We start from the raw sequence: 18872 nt of genomic DNA on the forward strand, positions 1-18872 counted from the left end.
ATACGATCGGCGTAGCCCCAGCCAGTGCCAGAGCCGAACCATTCGCCGCTGGCATCGGCGGGTAATGCAGCCAATTCGGGTGGCAACACCGCCTCAGCACCCACTAGCCGCATCTCTCCGGCGGTTTCGCGATAGCAACCCCAATACACTTCGTCCATCCGCGCATCAATGGCCGACGCGACCTGGCGTGCGCCATGCTCCCGAAAAGCGCGTTGCGCCAACACCGCCAAGTTAGACACTGGCAATACTGGGCGCTCCAGAGCGAACGCCAGGCCTTGCACCACGCCGATGGCAATCCGCACCCCGGTAAATGCACCCGGGCCACGGCCAAAGGCAATGGCATCGATGGCGGACAAGGCAATCCCGGCTTCGGCCAGCAAATCCCTGATCATTGGCAACACGCGCTGAGCATGCAGGCGCGGGATCACCTCGTAGTGACTCAGTACCTTGCCATCGTGCAGCAAAGCGACTGAGCAAGCTTCAGTGGCAGTATCCAGGGCCAACAAGGTGGTCATCGGGGGTTCCATATGCGAGGGGGCGTAAAAAAGTGCCGTATTATAAACAACTACGGCCCGCAAGCGGGCCGTAGTTCATTACTGCAAACGCGTATCAGTTAAAAGCAGCCAGCACCTTAGCGGTGATGTCATCGACAGAACCGATACCTTCGATGTGGCTGAACTTCGGCTTACCGTTCTCAGTAGCCAGTTTCTGGTAGAACGCTACCAGCGGCTTGGTCTGAGCGTGGTAAACCTCAAGACGATGACGCACGGTGGCTTCTACGTCATCTTTACGCTGAACCAGCGGCTCGCCAGTAACGTCGTCCAGACCCGCAACCTTTGGCGGATTGTAGATCAGGTGATAGACGCGGCCAGACCCCTCGTGCACACGACGACCGGAAATGCGTTTGACGATTTCTTCGTCATCGACCGCAATTTCAACCACGTTGTCGATTTCCAGACCGGCGTTCAACAACGCTTCAGCCTGAGGGATGGTGCGTGGGAAGCCGTCGAATAGCACGCCTTTGGCGCAGTCCGGTTGCGCCAGACGGTCTTTGATCAGGCCGATAATCAGGTCGTCTGAGACCAGACCGCCGCTGTCCATGACGCTTTTGGCTTTCAGGCCAAGGTCAGTGCCGGCCTTGACGGCTGCGCGCAGCATGTCACCCGTGGAAATTTGCGGGATGCCGAATTTTTCGGTAATGAATTTTGCCTGAGTACCTTTACCGGCCCCGGGAGCTCCCAGCAGAATCACGCGCATCGATGTGCTCCTCAATTTTTATATGGAATCGTCAGACTCGCCTCTTGGGGCCAATCTCAAAAAATGTTTCAGCCAATCGGCCAAAGGCTGATCAAGATACACAGCAGGCTATTCCCACACAAGCCGCCAAAAGTCGCAGTAACCGAAGAGTCACCGCTGCTCAAAAGGACGACGATCGACAGGTGCGACTTAGCGCAACCCTATAGGAATGCATGTTTTAGATTCTGGCGAGGGCCATTGGCTGATCGACGCTGCCTTTTCCGGCAGCGCCGCACGGGGATCAAGCGGTCAGCCGGTGTTGCGCAACCCGGCTGCAATGCCCGCCACAGACACCAGCAATGCCTGTTCCAGAGGACTGTCCAAGGACCCTTCACGCTTGCGTGACCGAGCCAGCAGCTCGGCCTGCAACAAGTGCAACGGGTCGAGGTAGGTATTGCGCAAACTGATAAATTCCAAGGTCTCCGGGCTATGTGCCAGTAGCTGCGACTGCCCTGTCAGGCCCAGTACCACTTGGCATGCCTGCGACAATAGGTCGCGTAAATGCGTGCCTAAATGTTGCAGTCGCGGCTCAACCAGTCGTTCGTCGTACATACGCGCGATATCACTGTCAGCTTTGGCTAGTACCATTTCCAGCATGTCGATTCGCGTGCGGAAGAATGGCCACTGCTCACGCATCTGCGCCAACAGGTCACCCTCACCGCGCTCCAGTGCTTTGCTCAACGCGGCTTCCCAGCCCAGCCAAGCGGGCAACATCAAACGCGTCTGGGTCCAGGCAAAAATCCACGGGATCGCGCGCAGACTTTCAACACCGCCTTCACGGCGCTTGGCCGGTCGGCTACCCAACGGCAAACGACCCAACTCTTGTTCTGGCGTGGCCTGGCGAAAGTATTCGACGAACTCCGGGTTCTCGCGCACCACGGCGCGATAAGCGCTGACTCCATCAGCCGCCAGGTGGTCCATCATTTCGCGCCAGGCCGGCTCAGGACGCGGCGGCGGCTGCAGTGTTGCTTCCAGCACCGCGGCCAGGTACAGATTGAGGTTCTGTTCGGCGATGTCCGGCAAGCCAAACTTGAAGCGAATCATCTCGCCTTGTTCAGTGGTACGAAAGCGCCCCGCCACTGATCCCGGCGGCTGCGACAGAATGGCCGCGTGAGCGGGGCCGCCGCCACGGCCAACAGTGCCGCCGCGACCGTGAAACAGCAGCAGTTCAACTTGCTGTTCGCGACAGATATCCACCAGCCTTTCCTGAGCCCGGTATTGCGCCCAGGCGGCGGCCGTCGTGCCCGCGTCTTTGGCGGAATCAGAATAGCCAATCATGACTTCTTGCGGACCGTGCAGGCTCAGGCGATAGCCCGGCAGGCGTAGCAACTGTTCGATTGCCGGACCGGCATTGTCCAGGTCGGACAGGGTTTCAAACAAAGGCACCACACGCATCGGTCGTTGCAGGCCGGTTTCTTTGAGCAGCAATTGCACCGCCAACACATCGGAAGCCGCGCCCGCCATGGAGATGACATAAGAACCCAAAGACGCTGCTGGCGCTGCGGATACTTCGCGACAGGTCGCAAGCACTTCGGCAGTGTCTGCGGCCGGCTTGAAGTGACGGGGCAACAACGGGCGTCGATTTTTCAGCTCGCGCTGGAGGAAGGCAATACGGGTTTCTTCGTCCCATTCCTCATAGCGACCCACGCCGAGGTAGTCGGTGATCTCGGTCAGCGCTGCCGTGTGCCGACTGGAGTCCTGGCGCACGTCCAAACGGACCAAAAACAGACCAAACGTGACCGCACGGCGCAGGCAATCCAGTAATGGGCCGTCCGCAATCACGCCCATCCCGCAGTCATGCAACGACTGGAAACACAGGTTCAACGGCTCAAATAAATCACGGTTGTGGACTAACACGTTGTCGGGCACCGGTTGCGTGACCACCAGTGAGGACTGTGCCCAGTTGCGCGTCGCGCGAAGCCGTTCGCGCAATTTTTTAAGCACCGCACGATACGGTTCGGCGCTGTCACCGGCAGCGGCACGCAACGCGTCACTGCCCTCTTGCATCGACAGTTCAGCCGCCAGTTGATCAACGTCTCGCAGGTAGAGATCAGCCGCCATCCAACGCGCCAACAGCAGCACTTCACGGGTGATTGCCGCGGTCACATTAGGGTTGCCGTCACGGTCGCCGCCCATCCACGAAGCGAAGCGGATAGGCGCCGCCTCCAGCGGCAAATGCAGCCCAGTCGCCGTGTGCAGGGCGTGGTCGGCTTTGCGCATATAGTTGGGAATCGCCTGCCACAGCGAATGCTCGATCACCGCAAAGCCCCATTTTGCCTCATCCACGGGCGTCGGACGGGTGCGACGAATTTCTTCGGTGTGCCAAGCTTCGGCAATCAGCCGTTGTAAGCGCACGGTGATGTGTTCGCGCTCGGCAGCGCTCAGGTCACGGTGGTCAAGGGCAGCCAGTTGAGCGGCAATCGCATCGTATTTTTGAATAAGCGTTCGGCGGGCCACCTCAGTGGGGTGTGCGGTCAACACCAGTTCGATTTCCAGCTTGCCCAACTGGCGAGCCAGCGCCTCAGGTGAATGACCTGCATTTTTCAAGCGGTCGAGCAATTCTGGCAGCACACGTGATTCAAACGGTTGTGGCAGCGGGTCTTCGCGACGGTGGATGAGTTGATATTGCTCAGCAATGTTGGCGAGGTTCAAAAACTGATTGAACGCCCGCGTCACTGGCAACAGCTCATCTTCACTCAGCTCGTCCAGACTGGTGCTCAGTTGCTCGGTCCCCGCAGCCGATCCACGCCGCCCGGCTTTGGCGCCCTTACGAATTCGCTCAATCTTCTCGAGGAATTCAGGTCCTCGCTGCTCACGAATGGTGTTACCCAACAGCTCACCCAACAGGTGAACATCTTCGCGCAAACGTGCATCGATATCGGCCATGGCCCTACTCTCCAGCGTTTCTGGACGGGTGCCGTTCAGTCATTACACGGACAAGACTGAACAAGCGCGCAAAAATCTGATCCATAAGAGTGCACAGAGCGACTGATTCTTACAAGCGTGCAACCACTTTCTGGGGCTTACATTCCAGCGAGATGAGCTAATCTGCAAGTGAGCCGTACAACGACTCGTCACCCCGAAGTGCCCGCTACACGCGGGTTAACCATGAGGTCCTTATGAAAATCCGTGAGCTTGCCAAACACTGGGAACAGAATGCCAAGGGCCGTCTGAGCAAAACCGGCTATACGATTCATCTGGACGTCGAATCCGCTGCGCGCTTAGCAGCGATTACCGAAATGTACCCCAAACGTCATCCCGAAGAACTGCTCGGCGAGTTGATCGGCGCGGCGCTGGAAGAGCTCGAAGCCAGCTTCCCTTACGTCAAAGGAAGCCATGTAATTGCCACTGACGAAGAGGGTGATCCGCTCTACGAAGACATCGGTCCAACACCGCGTTTTCTTGCCTTGTCACGGCAACATTTGCACGAGTCTGATGAAAAATCTGATGCCTGATACTCCTGCATCTATCTGCGTTTTTTAGCCCTTCCCTTCACCGTATGGCTGGCCGCTTTCTGCGGCCGGCATACCCTTGTGTGACCGCTAAGTCTTGCGCTAGAGCCCTCGTCCTTTTCGATAAAAATTATTAACCGCTTGAAAAACCTGACTGAACTATTCAAAAAACCCACAGGTCACAGCCATTAACCATTACAGGAAACCTGATCGTCATTGGCGTGAACCCTGTGTCCGGCTTCAGGCGTGACTGTCATGGAAACTTAGATCCAAGAGATACCCAATGGAGTTGAACACCATGAAGATCAGTACCGCCAACATCTCGTCTAGCCACCTTCGCGGGTTGAAGTTGGCCGTTTTGGCCCTCGGCAGCAGTTTCGTACTGGCCGGCTGCGCGGGAAATCCACCGGACGCTCAATACGCTGTCAGTCAATCCGCTGTAAACAGTGCCGTCAGCGCGGGTGGCACCGAGTATGCCGCCGTCGAAATGAAGTCGGCACAGGACAAGCTGAAAGACGCTGAAATAGCGATGCACGACAAGAACTACGACAAAGCCAAGATGCTCGCCGAGCAGTCCGAATGGGACGCCCGCGTCGCTGAGCGCACAGCGCAAGCCGCTAAAGCGCAAAAGGCTGTCCAAGACGCCCAAAAGGGTGCGGATGAACTGCGCCAAGACGGTATGAAGACCACGCAATAAGCGCGGCCAGCCTATCTCGTACGGGTATTCGTATTGCCTGGATCGACATTGATTTGAAGGACTAAATATTATGCGTAAACAATTGATGGTTCCTGCTCTTCTGGCGTTGAGCGTCGGCCTTGCCGCCTGTGCCACACCACCGAACCCGAGCCTCGAACAGGCCCGGACCAATTTCTCCGCGCTTCAAGCCAACCCGCAATCGAGCCAGGTCGCTGCGTTGGAAACCAAGGATGCAAGTGATTGGCTGGACAAAGCCGACGCGGCCTACCGCAACAAGGAAGACGCCAAAAAGGTTGATCAACTGTCTTACCTGACCATTCAACGGGTTGAATTGGCCAAGCAGACCATCAACCTGCGCACCGCTGAAGACCAGTTGAAGAACGCCGATGCCATGCGCGCTCAGGCACGCTTGGCCGCTCGTGATGCACAGATCAAAAAACTTCAGGAGAGCCTGAACGCCAAGCAAACCGAGCGCGGCACGCTGGTGACCTTTGGCGACGTATTGTTTGACTTCAACAAGGCTGAGCTGAAATCGTCCGGCATGATGGACGTGAACAAGCTAGCCCAGTTCCTGCAACAAAACCCGGACCGTCAGGTCATCGTCGAAGGCTACACGGACTCCAGCGGCTCTGCGTCTTACAACCAGTCACTCTCCGAGCGTCGCGCTAACTCGGTACGCACGGCACTGGTGAAAATGGGTGTTGACTCAACCCGTGTCGTAGCCCAAGGCTACGGCAAGGAATACCCGGTTTCCGACAACAGCACCAGCTCGGGCCGCGCGCAAAACCGTCGTGTGGAAGTCACCATTTCCAACGACAACCAGCCAGTGGCACCCCGTTCGTCGATGCAATCGACTAACTGATCCACAACAAAAACCCGTCTTGTGATGAGCAAGGCGGGGCTTTTTATTGGCCGGATTCGGATTGAATCAGATCTACAGACATACAGAGAATCTGTGGGAACGAACTTGTTCGCGAAGCAGACGACGCGGTCTATCTGATACACCGAGGTGTTGCCTTCGCGAACAAGTTCGCTCCCACCGGATTATCGATTGCCTGTAATTCAGGCATCTACTTCAAGGCTGCAACTGCTGCGGGGTTTCCTGACCCATGCAGTGCACGGCTTGTTTACTGCCATTGACCAACACGCCACTCAAGCCTTTTTGCTCGGTGTCGAACAGTACCAACACCCCGTCGATGCATTGCGCCACTTCGGCAGCGGGTTCCAGTGCAATCTTGTAGTCTTCCCCTGGCACGGTCTTGAGCATGGTGAACTCGCTCAGCAACAATGCATCCTCAGGTTTGGCGAAATGCAGATAGCCGTAATACCAGAGGCAACCGACGGTGCCTAGGATACAGCCGATGCCGGTCAGGATCAGGGGGATTGCGTTACGTTCTTCGCTCATTGCGGGCTCTCTGATTGTTCAATTTCTGAATGCTGTGGTGCGGACTGCGCGGGCGGGACTTTTGGATAATTAGGCACTTCGGCCAGTCGGCGCAGGCCGTTGAAGTGCTGCGGATCTTGCAGATAATGCAGCAAGACCTGGCGCCAGGTTGGGTCAAAAAACGTCTGTACATGCCCACCGCGCGTTAGTTGCAGCACCCGCGGCGGTGGCGCAGCTTTATACAAGCTGATGCCGTTGGAAAGCGGTATCACCGGGTCGTCAATGCTTTGAAACATCAACATTGGGGTCCCGGCCAACTGCGGCATGCCTTTAATGGCACTCTCTGAATCTGGAATCAACCACGACAATGGCGTCTGCAGCGGCCACAGCAGCCACGACGTGCCAAGCGCGTAGCGCGCGGCGTCACGGTAGCTGGCGGGCGCGCCGTCCAGCACCAACGCTTTGAGCCTTGCACGCTGCTGCGGGTGTTCCGCCAGATAATGCACCGCCAGCGACCCACCGATACTTTGCCCAAGCAGCACCAACGGCTTGCCCTGCACTTCTGGCGCATTGTTCAGCCAATCGAAAGCGGCATCAATGTCTTGATAAATCGCGGGCAAGCTTGGCTCGCCTTGGGACAAACCGTAGCCTCGATAATCCAGCAGTAACACTTGGTAGCCCTCAGCGGGCAGCCAGTAACTGCCGCCCAGGTGCCACGCCAGATTGCCGCCGTTACCGTGCAAATGCAGGACCGTCCCTTTGACCGGTACGCCCGCTTTTGCAGGCATCCACCAGGCGTGCAATCGCGTGCCATCTGCAGCAATCAGCGTGACGTCGCGGAATTCAACATGGGCCTTTGCCGGGGTAAAGGGTTGGCCAGGTTCAGGGTAGAACAACAGGGAACTGCAACCCACGAGAGCCAGCATCAGGGCCAATGCAGCAAAAATCTTCACCTGTTATCCCTTTTTTGGTCATGACCTGTAGGTGAGAGTTAGCGCCTATAAAATATTTGAGTAATCCGCTTCGATCCGGTCCAGGCTCAGGTGGTTGAGGAAGTTCGAGAAGCACATCCACGCTGACAAGGCATTCATGTCGCGAAACTGCTCAGGCAGGTACTTGGGTGCAACCACTAACCCCTCATCGACCAACTGCCGCAAAGTGCGCATGTCTTCCAATGTAGTCTTGCCACAGAACAGCAAAGGCACTTGTTCAAGCTTGCCCTTACGCACGGCCAACTGAATGTAGTTGTAAACCATGATAAAGCCCTTGAGGTAGGACAAGTCTTTGGTGAATGGCAGGCCATTGGGCACCGATCCACGGAAAACGCGGCTGGCGTTGCCGTAGCTTTCGGCCATTTCAAAACCTTGCTCGCGGTAGAACTCGAACACTTGAAGAAAATCAGCGCCCTCCTCGGCCATGTGGATAGCGCGAGTACGATTGGTCAGCTTGCGCAAGCGGCTTGGATAAGAGGCGAACGCGATGACTTCCATCAGGATCGCCAGCCCTTCCTGGGTCACCGTAGACGAGGGTGGCCCCTTGGACAAGAACGTACAGATCGGCTGATTTAGACCATTCAGCGTGGTGCCGACATGCACCAATCCTTCATGCACCTCCAGCGCTCGCACATCCCGCTCGTTGAACATCGCGTCAGTGCGAATCTTGATGTAATCAGCGCCTGCGGCCGCATCCGCCACGATGCCGTCAGACTCAAACACACGAATGGTCGACTCCGCCTCACCGAACACCTTGTTCAGCCGGCATTGGAGCATGTCCACCGCGTCTTTGGATGTAAGGGTCTTCGGCTCATCCTTGAGCGCGCCACGGCCGTCGATATTGTTCAGGTAATCGGAGAGCATCATGCCCAGATCGGACAGCGTCGGATCACCCGCATGGAATGCATCGGAAGCAGCGCCATACAACTCTTGGGAGATCAATCCGAAATCCGGCGTACCGCGTGCTTCGAGCATGCGGATGACCATGCGGTATTCCTTGCACATGCGCCGCATGATCTGCCCGACCGGGTTGAACTGCCCCAGTTGACGGGTGATGTCGCGCTCAATGTTCTGGAATTCCAGCTTCACCGCGTTGGAGTCGAAAGCCAGCGGCCGGTTGTCGTAGTAGGCACGGTCCACGGCGGGCATTTTCTTGCCCTTCCCTTCGAGGAAGCCCCGGCGCACGTTGTCGTCCCACTTCACCGCGTCGAGCACACGAATCGGCGTCTGGGCCACAACAATACGGTCTGACAAGGCGCGAATAGTCTGCTGGTAATCGTCCACCCGATACTCCTTGGTTGAATTACTGCTCACTGCGGGCAGGGCACCGCTATGGAGCCAAACGCTGGTAACGCGCCATTTCGATAAATACGTCGGAATTCGCCGGATCGTCAAGGTAGCTGAATACCTGACTTAGAGGGCTCGTGACCAATACACCATCACCCTTCTCGGTTTCGAGCTTATCGCCTGCCAGGATCCTCTGATCGATCAATTGATTAATCCGATCAATGTCGAGGGGGTAGACCACCAATTCGTTGGTTTCGGTCAGTTCGAAGCCCGCAATAACGAAATTAGACCCATATTTTTCCGGCAAACCCGCCGACAGATACCAGCGGCTGCCATGCCGGGACACTGTGAACGTGTATTCATCGCGATTTTTACGGTCGCCTTTGCGGTAGCTGACGGCTTTGTATTGGTGGGCACCCGAGCGGGTTATCTCCAGTTCGAGCGCTTCGCCCCAGGCATTTTTACTCGTCCATTTGCCGAGCAGGCTCGCCGGCGCTGCGTCGTTGGCCGGGATAGGATCCTTGAACGTCACCAGACAGCCGCTCAACAACAAGAACGACAGCGCGATGACGACTCGCCAAATCCTCACGTGTATCTCACGAAAATGCACATAGTCACTCGCTGGTCAGTGTTGGGGCGCCCAGTACCAGATGCATGTAGCGGGTCAAGATACCAAGCATTGCTTCGTCCGCATCAGGCTGCGGACCGTCGAGCAGGCCTTGATATTCCATCCGGCAGATAATCCCCGTCAACACTTGAGCGTCCTGTTGCGGCTGGGATGAACCCATTACCTGCAAAAACTGATACGTACCCTGCAGCAAAATCTGCTGGTGTGCGCTGACCAATGGCGCCAGGCGCGGGTTGATCAATCCCTCGTGATGGAACGCGTGCTCTGCGATCAGTTGTTCGCGTCGAGTGGTCAATTGATGGCTTAAGTACTCCATGGCCATGAGGGCAATGTCATCCGCTAACTGAGCGCGCGCCTCGCAACTGCCATCGCTGCGCGCCAGCATGCCACGCAGCACCACCTCAGTATTGCCCCAGAGTTTGGCCATATAAGCGGCGCTGCGTTCGACGTATTGCGCAAAGGCGTCGGTGAGCAGGTCGTCCATGTCTTTGAAATAATACGTGGTGGCTGACAACGGCACGCTGGCTTCAGCCGCCACTGCCCGATGGCGCACAGCCCGCACGCCGTCGCGAACGACGATCCGCATCGCCGCATCGAGAATGTCTTGCCGGCGCTGTTCACTTCCCTGTCGGCTGGCTTTGCGTCCTTGATACTGAACACTCTGCGCCACGGCTGTGGCAATGCCAGCAGCTCCTTTTTCAGCGATCCCACGGTTCACGACGGGTTTCCTTATTAAAACGTTAAAAAAGCACCATAAAAAAGCCGCCTCATTGGGCGGCTTTCTTATATTTTTACGCTTGTGGGCGCATATGCGGGAACAGGATCACGTCGCGAATCGACGGTGCATCGGTCAGTAGCATCACCAAACGGTCGATGCCGATACCTTCACCGGCAGTTGGCGGCATGCCGTATTCCAAGGCACGAACGAAGTCAGCATCGTAATGCATTGCTTCATCGTCGCCGGAGTCCTTGTCGCGAACCTGCGCCTGGAAACGCTCAGCCTGATCTTCCGCGTCATTCAACTCGGAGTAAGCGTTGGCGATTTCACGACCACCGATAAACAACTCAAAGCGGTCGGTGACGTTCGGGTTGGTGTTATTACGACGTGCCAGCGGCGACACTTCGAAGGGGTATTCGGTGATGAAGGTCGGTTGTTCCAGTTGATGCTCGACCAACTCTTCGAAAATCATGGTTTGCAGCTTGCCCAGACCTTCGAAGCCTTTAACCGCGGCGCCGGCTTTCTTGGCGATAGCGCGTGCCTTGTCGATATCTTCAAGGTCAGCCGCGGTGATGTCCGGGTTGTACTTGAGGATCGACGCGAACACCGAAATGCGCTGGAACGGTTCGCCGAAGTGGAACACTTTGCCTTGATACGGCACATCAGTGCTGTTCAACACCAACTGCGCCAGTTCACGGAACAGTTCCTCGGTGAGGTCCATGTTGTCTTCGTAATCGGCATACGCCTGATAGAACTCAAGCATGGTGAATTCAGGGTTGTGCCGAGTCGAAACGCCTTCGTTACGGAAGTTGCGATTGATCTCGAACACACGCTCAAAGCCACCGACTACCAAACGCTTGAGGAACAGTTCCGGCGCAATACGCAGGAACATGTCCAGGTCGAGTGCGTTGTGGTGAGTTTCGAACGGCTTGGCTGCGGCACCACCGGGGATGGTCTGCAGCATCGGCGTTTCAACTTCGAGGAAATCGCGCTTCATGAAGAAAGCACGAATATGCGCGATCACTTGCGAACGAATACGGAAGGTGTCACGCACCTCTTCGTTAACGATCAAGTCAACGTAGCGCTGGCGATAACGAGTTTCGGTATCGGTCAGGCCGTGGTGCTTGTCCGGCAACGGGCGCAAGGACTTGGTCAGCAAACGCACGTTGGTCATTTCGACGTACAAGTCGCCTTTACCGGAACGGGCCAAGGTGCCTTCGGCGGCAATAATGTCGCCCAAGTCCCAAGTCTTGACCGAGGCCAGGGTGTCTTCCGACAGGGTCTTGCGGTTGACGTAGACCTGGATGCGGCCGGTCATGTCCTGAATCACCATGAACGAGCCACGGTTAAGCATGAGACGACCCGCAACCTTGACCGGAATCGCTGCAGCCAACAGCTCTTCCTTGGTCTTGTCGGCGTACTGCTTCTGCAAGTCATTGCAGTAGCTGTCGCGGCGGAAGTCGTTGGGGAAGGCTTGGCCTTTGGCGCGCTCGACGGCAAGTTTTTCCTTGCGCAGGGCGATCAGGCTGTTTTCTTCCTGTTGCAGGTCTTGCGGGTCGAGTTGTTGGTCGCTCATGTCTTGGATTTCCATCACAGGTTCGGTGCCCTCGCCAGAGACGAGGGACTTGAATCGGGCTGTTGATCAGCGCCGCTTTTTTCTTAAAACAACCAAGTGCACAAAACCAAGTGCACAAATTGAACTACAGCCCTTGCTTCAGGCTGGCTTCAAGGTACTCGTCAATGTCGCCATCGAGCACGTTGTTGCAGTCGCTGCGTTCGATGTTGGTACGCAAATCCTTGATCCGCGACTGGTCGAGTACGTACGAGCGAATCTGATGACCCCAGCCGATGTCCGACTTGGTGTCTTCCAGGGCCTGCGAAGCGGCGTTGCGCTTCTGCACTTCCTGTTCGTACAAACGCGCCCGCAACATTTTCATCGCGGTGTCTTTGTTGGAGTGCTGGGACCGCTCGTTCTGGCAACTGACCACGGTGTTGGTCGGGACGTGAGTAATACGTACTGCCGAGTCAGTGGTGTTTACGTGCTGACCACCGGCACCGGACGAACGATAGGTATCGATCCGCAGGTCCGACGGGTTGATGTCGATCTCGATGTTGTCATCGATTTCCGGCGACACGAACACGGCCGAGAACGAGGTGTGGCGACGGTTGCCGGAGTCGAACGGGCTTTTGCGCACCAAACGGTGCACGCCAATCTCGGTACGCAGCCAGCCAAACACGTATTCGCCCTTGATGTGCAGGGTCGCGCCTTTGATACCGGCCACTTCACCGGCCGACAATTCCATGATGGTGGCGTCGAAACCGCGTTTATCCGCCCAGCGCAGGTACATGCGCAGCAGGATGTTGGCCCAGTCTTGAGCCTCGGTCCCACCGGAACCGGCCTGGATATCGAGGTAAGCGTTGTTGGCGTCCATTTCACCGCTGAACATCCGGCGGAATTCGAGCTTCTCCAGCGACTCGCGCAGGCGCTCGACTTCAGCAGCCACGTCATCCACGGCGGCCTGATCTTCTTCTTCAGCGGACATCAGCAACAGGTCTTTGGCGTCGTTCAACCCGGAGGACATTTCGTCCAAGGTATCGACGATCTGTGCCAGCAAGGCACGCTCGCGTCCCAGGTTCTGTGCGTATTCGGGGTTGTTCCAGACAGCAGGATCTTCAAGCTCACGATTGACTTCAGTCAGGCGCTCATGCTTTTGATCGTAGTCAAAGATACCCCCGAATAGTTTCAGAACGCTCGGACAGGTCCTTGATGCTGTTTAGGATCGGGTTGATTTCCATGGTGGGCAGCACTCGTAGGCGAACTTTTGAAAGCCGACGAGTATACCCCACCCACGACCGCGAAGGCAGCCCGTTGAGCAGGGCTGGCTCAGGGATTCTTCCTAAATCCCCCCTACCACGACCTGATTACGCCCATTTTTCTTCGCCGAATACAAACCGTTGTCGGCACTCTGAATTAACTGCCGGCCATTGGAACCCTGTGCAGGAATAATGGTTGCCAGGCCAATGCTGACAGACAGGCTGGAGCCGGGCGCTGGCGAGTTGTGCGGGATCGCCAGGGCGGTGATGGTCTGGCGCAGTTTCTCTGCCAACAACCGCGCACCGCCCGGTGAGGTATTGGGCAATACCAAGGCGAATTCCTCACCGCCATAACGCGCCGGTAAGTCGGAGGGGCGCGCACAGCTGCCACGGATCGCCTGTGCGACCTGACGCAATGCTTCGTCGCCCTCCAGATGGCCGAAGCTGTCGTTGTAGGCCTTGAAGTAATCCACGTCGATCATTAGCAGTGAGAGCTGGGTTTGCTCGCGGATCGCCCGGCGCCACTCCAACTCCAGGTATTCATCGAAATGACGACGATTGGACAACCCGGTCAAGCCGTCCGAGTTCATCAGCCGTTGCAAGACCAGATTGGTGTCGAGCAACTGTTGCTGGCTAACCCGTAGCGCTCGGTAAGCCTCGTCACGCTGGAGCAAGGTCATGTACGAGCGGGAGTGATAACGAATACGCGCCACCAACTCGATGTTGTCTGGCAGCTTGACCAAGTAGTCGTTAGCGCCCGCTGCAAAGGCCGCGCTCTTGATTAGCGGGTCTTCTTTGGTCGACAGCACAATAATCGGAATATCGCGGGTCTGCGGGTTATTACGGTATTCGCGCACCAAGGTCAGACCGTCAAGGCCCGGCATCACCAGGTCTTGCAGAATCACCGTCGGTTTGATCAAGATCGCCTGACCGACCGCTTGGTGTGGGTCAGCGCAATAATGGAAGTCGATATTTTCTTCATGGGCCAGGCCGCGACGCACTGCCTCAGCAATCAGGGCTTGGTCATCCACAAGCAGCACCATCGCCGAGTTTTCGTCGGTTTTGCGGTTAACCTCGGTTAGTAAATCATGCATGGCAGTTCCCCTTCTCCGGCGCCAAACGTAAACTCGTCAGAGTAATCATTGGGCGAATACCTCCATCAATCTGGGCGCAATTGCCCCCAAAGATTTGATTTCCACAGCCGCATCAATGGCAGCCGCAGCCTTGGGCATCCCATAGACGGCACTGCTGCGCTGATCCTGAGCAATCGTCAGAAAGCCCTGCTGACGCATCGACTTGAGCCCCTCGGCACCGTCGCGCCCCATACCTGTCAACAAAACACCCACCGCATCTCCACTCCAAAAGCGGGCCACACTGTCGAAAAAAACATCGATAGAGGGCCGATAAATTTCGTTAACGGGCTCGGCGGTGTATGCCAGATTACCGTTTTTCAATAGGCGAATATGGTGATTAGTCCCAGCCAACAAGACCGTACCGGGCTGCGGAGGTTCGCCATCGCATGCCAGGCGCACGGGCAAACCTGAAGCGCTGCTAAGCCATTCGGCCATCCCCGCGGCGAACACTTGATCAACATGTTGCACCAGCACGATGGCTGCTGGAAAGTTTACCGGCAGGCCCTTCAATAGGACTTCCAACGCTGCCGGCCCGCCTGCCGAAGAACCAATAGCCACCAACCCATGACGCTGTACGCTCTGCCGCAACGGGGTTGCCACCGTTCGCACACGGCTGTCGCGCTGGCCGATCAACCAGCCAATATTGAGAATTTTACGCAGCAGCGGCGCAGCGGCGCCTTTCGGGTTATCTGCACCCAAGGCCGGCGTATCGACCACATCCAACGCGCCGTAGCCCATGGCTTCGAATACCCGGTGGACGTTCTGCTCTCGGTCTACGGTAACGATAACGATGGCGCAAGGCGTCGCAGCCATGATCTGACGCGTGGCCTCGACGCCATCCATCACCGGCATGATCAGGTCCATCAAGATCACGTCTGGGGTCAACTGAGCGCAACGCTCAACGGCTTCGGCGCCATTGGTTGCCACCCAGACCACCTGATGCGCAGGCTCGAGCGCGATGGCTCGGCGCAGCGCCTCAACCGCCATGGGCATATCGTTGACAATCGCTATTTTCATCCTTGCGCGCTCCCTATCAACTCCATGACGGCGTCCAACAGAGCGTCATCATGGAAGCTGGCTTTGGCCAGGTAATAATCCGCGCCGGCATCCAGGCCGCGTCGCCGATCTTCTTCACGGTCTTTGTAAGACACCACCATCACGGGCAATGACTGCAAGCGGCTGTCACGCCGCAGCAGCGTGACCAGCTCGATACCGTCCATGCGCGGCATGTCGATGTCGGTAATCAATAGGTCAAAGTCTTCGGCACGCAATGCGTTCCAACCGTCCATGCCATCCACCGCCACGGCAACGTCGTAACCACGATTGACCAGCAATTTGCGCTCAAGCTCCCTGACCGTCAACGAGTCGTCGACCACCAATACACGCTTGCGCGGCACCGTCTCAGCTTGATGACTGCGGCGGTCGATGCGCTCAAGTCGACCGGTATTGAGCAACTTCTCCACCGAGCGCAGCATGTCTTCGACATCAATAATCAGCACCGCCGAACCATCGTCCAGCAGTGCACCGGCAGAGATGTCCTGAACCTTGCCCAGGCGTGAATCCAGCGGCAACACCACCAGCGTTCGCTCGCCGATAAAGCGCTCTACTGCAACGCCATAAACGGCCTCACGCTCGCGGATCACCACCACTTTCAGCACGTCCGACACGGCGGTGCCTTGCGGGCGCTGCAGCAGCTGACTGGCAGCGACCAACCCCACATGCCGACCCTCGTACCAAAAATGTTGTCGGCCCTCAAGCTGGACGATTTCGTCAGCCTGCAGGTCAATCATGTGTTCGATGTGCGCCAAAGGGAACGCGTAGGCTTCAGTGCCGACCTCTACCACGAGGCTGCGCACCACCGATAACGTCAGCGGGACCTCAAGATGAAAACGGCTGCCCCGCCCCGCGCCCTGCTCCAGCTCAACCGCACCACGCAGTTGGCGAACCATGTGTTGCACGGCGTCCAGCCCGACGCCGCGTCCAGAGACCTCGGTAACCTTGTCGCGCAAGCTGAAACCGGGCAAGAACAAGAAGCTCAGCAGTTCTTCTTCGCTTAACTGCGCCGCAGTTTCGGCTGGGGATAATTGCCGATCAATAATGCTTTGACGCAAACGGACCAAATCCACGCCCGCGCCGTCATCGCTAATTTCCAGCACTAACATCCCGGCTTGATGGGACGCCTTCAGGCGAATCACCCCTTCCTCGGCCTTGCCAGCGAGCAAACGCCGCTGCGGAGACTCCACGCCATGGTCCACCGCGTTGCGCAGCAAATGCGTCAGCGGCGCTTCGAGTTTTTCCAGAACGTCGCGATCAACCTGAGTCTTTTCACCTTCTATCTCTAACCGTACCTGCTTGCCCAACTCGCGCCCCAGGTCGCGCACCATGCGCGCTTGGCCGACCAGCACATCGGCAAACGGGCGCATTCGACAAGCCAGCGCCGTGTCGTACAACTGCTGCGCACGCTGACCGGCGCTCCAGCCGAACTCATCCAGTTCGGCGGTCTGCTGAGTCAGCATCGCCTGCGCTTCGGACAACAGCTGTCGAGCCTCTTGGAGCGTTGCTTGCACGTCGTCGCCGAGACCGGCGTCCTTAAGCTTCGCACCAAGGCTCTCTAGCGCATGGCTGCTGTTGGTTTGCAGGCGTTTGACCCGCTGCATCGTCGCTAAGTAAGGTTTTAAGCGCTGGGTCTCCACCAGCGCTTTGCTCGACAGGTCAAGCAGGCTGTTGAGCCGCTCGGCAGTGACCCGCAGCACACGCTCTGCGCCTTCGGCTGCCTGCCGTTTACGACGTGGTGCCGATGCAGCTTTGGGGCTGATATCAGCCGCATGCTCCGCTTGTTCAGCCGCCTGCGGTGCGGCTTCCAGCGACAGCGCATCAAGCCTCAATGCCTGAGCCAACAAATCGGCGGTCGACAGATCAGCAGTCGACAGATCCGGCGCGACCAGCAGAGCGTCATGGGCAGGCCGGGATAACGCTGCAGGCGACACAAGCGCCGCAGGGTTCAGCAAACGGTTCATCTGCATGACGTACGCGTTGATATCTTCCGGGCGGGCGCCTGAGCTGCCTGGCGTGGCAATGCGCAGCAATAAATCAGTGCCAAGCAATAATGCGTCGATATGTTCTGGTCGCAGGTACAAGCGAGATTCCTGCGCACTCACCAGACAGTCTTCCATCACATGGGCCACGCTGACGCCAGCGTCGACGCCGACTATTCGCGCCGCCCCCTTCAGGGAATGGGCGGCACGCATGCACGCTTCCAGATGATCGGCTTGCGTCGGGTTGCGCTCCAGCGCCAGCAGCCCGGTGCTGAGCACTTGGGTTTGCGCTTCGGCTTCCAGGGTAAACAGCTCGAACAAGGACGCGTCGCGCATTTGCTCTGGGGTCATGAAAAGCTCCGTTTCACAGCCGACAGCACTTGGTCTTCATCAAGCAGGCGCAGGCTGCGGGCCTTCCACTGGATGACACCCCGGGTGTACTTGGCGTTGGCGTGGTGGCCGGAACTGGAGGCCGAATCGAGCACCCGCTGGTCCATCGCATGAATACCATCGACTTCATCCACGGGCACAACTACCGGACCTCCTTGGGCTGCGATAATCAACATGCGCGGCATGATTCGGCTCGATTGATTGGCTACCGGCGGGCTGTCCAGACCCAGCAGCTCGACCAATGACAAACAGGCCACCAACGCGCCGCGCACATTGGCGACGCCCAATAGGGCACGCGAACGCTGATGGGGTAGCGAATGGATTGTCTGCAACGGCGCAACTTCAACCAGGCACCGAGTAGGCAGCCCAAGCCACTCTTCGCCCAAACGAAACACCAGGATCGAGCGGGTTTTAATCTCGTGCCAGGCCTCGCTGGTGTGCGTCGGCAGTTGATGCTCCTGGGCCAGGGAGTAGCGATCAAGCAAGCGAGTAGCGGCAGCGGAGTAAACCGCGCAATTGCGGCAGTGGATATGTTCAGCGAGCAGCGGGCAGGCACGCGTGCCGTGGATACCGATACGGTTCCAGCAATCATCGACCGCCTCGGTGCTCTCCTCGGTCAGGCTCAGTTCAATCAGTGGTCCGCTCATCGGTTACTTCCATCCTTACTCAAGCCACGCGCCGCGCGCTCCTGCAATCGCCGGGCACCCGCGACGTCGCCTTGGGACGCCAGTAACGCCGCCAACTGCGCCAATGCCTCAGGGTGCTGCGGCTGTAAATACAGCGCCTTGCGATACAAACCTTGGGCTTGTGCTGGCTGACCGCCAAGATCGCTCAACAATCCTAACCAGTAAAACACCTGCGCCACCGGCTCATACTGTTGTAGGTAGCGCTCGCACGCTGCTCGTGCTTCGGTGCTTTTACCCTGGTTGGCGAGGGTCGCGATCTGGACCAGCAAGCTCGCGGCCTCGGTGTTCACCGTGGCGCGTTCGAGGGGCCGTGCTGACGTTCCAGCGGAGGCCAGTCGGCTCGGCGCAAAGGGCCGGGAC

Annotated in this window: 18 protein-coding genes; 3 read left to right on the plus strand and 15 right to left on the minus strand. The window is 57.6% G+C overall.

Going from position 1 to position 18872, the window contains the following annotated elements:
- The 3 genes from tsaB to ppc all read right to left on the minus strand — a co-directional run.
- On the minus strand, positions 1-515 hold a 515-nt coding region (tsaB, locus tag M0974_RS20240; RefSeq protein WP_297840798.1), incomplete at its 3' end, for a tRNA (adenosine(37)-N6)-threonylcarbamoyltransferase complex dimerization subunit type 1 TsaB.
- Between the two features lie 94 nt (positions 516-609).
- Positions 610-1257 carry an adenylate kinase gene (adk, locus tag M0974_RS20245; protein WP_297840801.1) on the minus strand — a complete coding sequence of 216 codons (648 nt, stop codon included), beginning with the start codon at positions 1255-1257 and terminating at the stop codon, positions 610-612.
- A gap of 288 nt (positions 1258-1545) precedes the next feature.
- Entirely contained in the window at positions 1546-4182 is a 2637-nt protein-coding gene (gene ppc, locus M0974_RS20250; RefSeq protein ID WP_297840804.1) for a phosphoenolpyruvate carboxylase, read from the minus strand.
- A 233-nt stretch (positions 4183-4415) separates the two neighbouring features.
- On the opposite strand from ppc, the gene M0974_RS20255 reads away from it, so the two are divergent.
- The 3 genes from M0974_RS20255 (at position 4416) to M0974_RS20265 (ending at position 6307) form a co-directional block, all read left to right on the plus strand.
- Positions 4416-4751, plus strand: a complete 336-nt coding sequence (locus M0974_RS20255; RefSeq protein ID WP_297840807.1) for a pilin assembly protein — start codon at positions 4416-4418, stop codon at positions 4749-4751.
- A gap of 280 nt (positions 4752-5031) precedes the next feature.
- Complete coding sequence (locus M0974_RS20260; RefSeq protein ID WP_297840810.1) at positions 5032-5445, plus strand: DUF4398 domain-containing protein; 414 nt, start codon at positions 5032-5034, stop codon at positions 5443-5445.
- Between the two features lie 70 nt (positions 5446-5515).
- Positions 5516-6307, plus strand: a complete 792-nt coding sequence (locus M0974_RS20265; RefSeq protein ID WP_297840814.1) for an OmpA family protein — start codon at positions 5516-5518, stop codon at positions 6305-6307.
- 213 nt (positions 6308-6520) lie between these two features.
- Here the strand turns inward: M0974_RS20265 and M0974_RS20270 are convergent, their stop codons facing one another.
- The 12 genes from M0974_RS20270 to M0974_RS20325 all read right to left on the minus strand — a co-directional run.
- Positions 6521-6850: a hypothetical protein gene (locus M0974_RS20270; protein ID WP_297840816.1), complete on the minus strand. Its 330-nt coding sequence runs from the start codon at positions 6848-6850 to the stop codon at positions 6521-6523.
- The gene (locus tag M0974_RS20275) at positions 6847-7782 is read right to left on the minus strand and encodes an alpha/beta hydrolase (RefSeq protein ID WP_297840819.1); all 936 of its coding nucleotides are present in this window, start codon (positions 7780-7782) and stop codon (positions 6847-6849) included. The genes M0974_RS20270 and M0974_RS20275 overlap by 4 nt, the downstream gene beginning before the upstream one ends.
- 45 nt (positions 7783-7827) lie before the next feature.
- Positions 7828-9105 (minus strand): flavohemoglobin expression-modulating QEGLA motif protein, encoded by a 1278-nt coding sequence (locus M0974_RS20280; RefSeq protein WP_297840821.1) that lies wholly within the window; start codon positions 9103-9105, stop codon positions 7828-7830.
- Positions 9106-9151: 46 nt separating this feature from the next.
- Positions 9152-9697 (minus strand): hypothetical protein, encoded by a 546-nt coding sequence (locus M0974_RS20285; protein WP_297840824.1) that lies wholly within the window; start codon positions 9695-9697, stop codon positions 9152-9154.
- Between the two features lie 25 nt (positions 9698-9722).
- Positions 9723-10454 (minus strand): TetR/AcrR family transcriptional regulator, encoded by a 732-nt coding sequence (locus tag M0974_RS20290; RefSeq protein WP_297840826.1) that lies wholly within the window; start codon positions 10452-10454, stop codon positions 9723-9725.
- Positions 10455-10527: 73 nt separating this feature from the next.
- Positions 10528-12030, minus strand: coding sequence for a lysine--tRNA ligase (lysS, locus tag M0974_RS20295; protein ID WP_297840828.1), 1503 nt, complete (start codon positions 12028-12030; stop codon positions 10528-10530).
- Positions 12031-12154: 124 nt separating this feature from the next.
- A protein-coding gene (prfB, locus tag M0974_RS20300) for a peptide chain release factor 2 (RefSeq protein ID WP_297840830.1) occupies positions 12155-13250 on the minus strand; the annotation gives its coding sequence in 2 pieces (ribosomal slippage) (positions 12155-13177 and positions 13179-13250; 1095 coding nt in all).
- A 101-nt stretch (positions 13251-13351) separates the two neighbouring features.
- Entirely contained in the window at positions 13352-14362 is a 1011-nt protein-coding gene (locus M0974_RS20305; protein WP_297840832.1) for a PleD family two-component system response regulator, read from the minus strand.
- 45 nt (positions 14363-14407) lie between these two features.
- Complete coding sequence (locus M0974_RS20310) at positions 14408-15418, minus strand: chemotaxis response regulator protein-glutamate methylesterase (protein ID WP_297840835.1); 1011 nt, start codon at positions 15416-15418, stop codon at positions 14408-14410.
- Positions 15415-17787, minus strand: a complete 2373-nt coding sequence (locus tag M0974_RS20315) for a hybrid sensor histidine kinase/response regulator (protein WP_297840837.1) — start codon at positions 17785-17787, stop codon at positions 15415-15417. The genes M0974_RS20310 and M0974_RS20315 overlap by 4 nt, the downstream gene beginning before the upstream one ends.
- Entirely contained in the window at positions 17784-18473 is a 690-nt protein-coding gene (locus M0974_RS20320; RefSeq protein WP_297840839.1) for a chemotaxis protein CheW, read from the minus strand. Before M0974_RS20320 ends, M0974_RS20315 begins: the two co-directional genes overlap by 4 nt.
- A partial coding sequence (locus M0974_RS20325) for a tetratricopeptide repeat protein (protein ID WP_367279037.1) occupies positions 18470-18872 on the minus strand: 403 nt, incomplete at its 5' end. The genes M0974_RS20320 and M0974_RS20325, both read right to left, overlap by 4 nt.

The sequence above is a fragment of the Pseudomonas sp. genome, assembly GCF_026224925.1.
Classification (GTDB): Bacteria; Pseudomonadota; Gammaproteobacteria; order Pseudomonadales; family Pseudomonadaceae; genus Aquipseudomonas.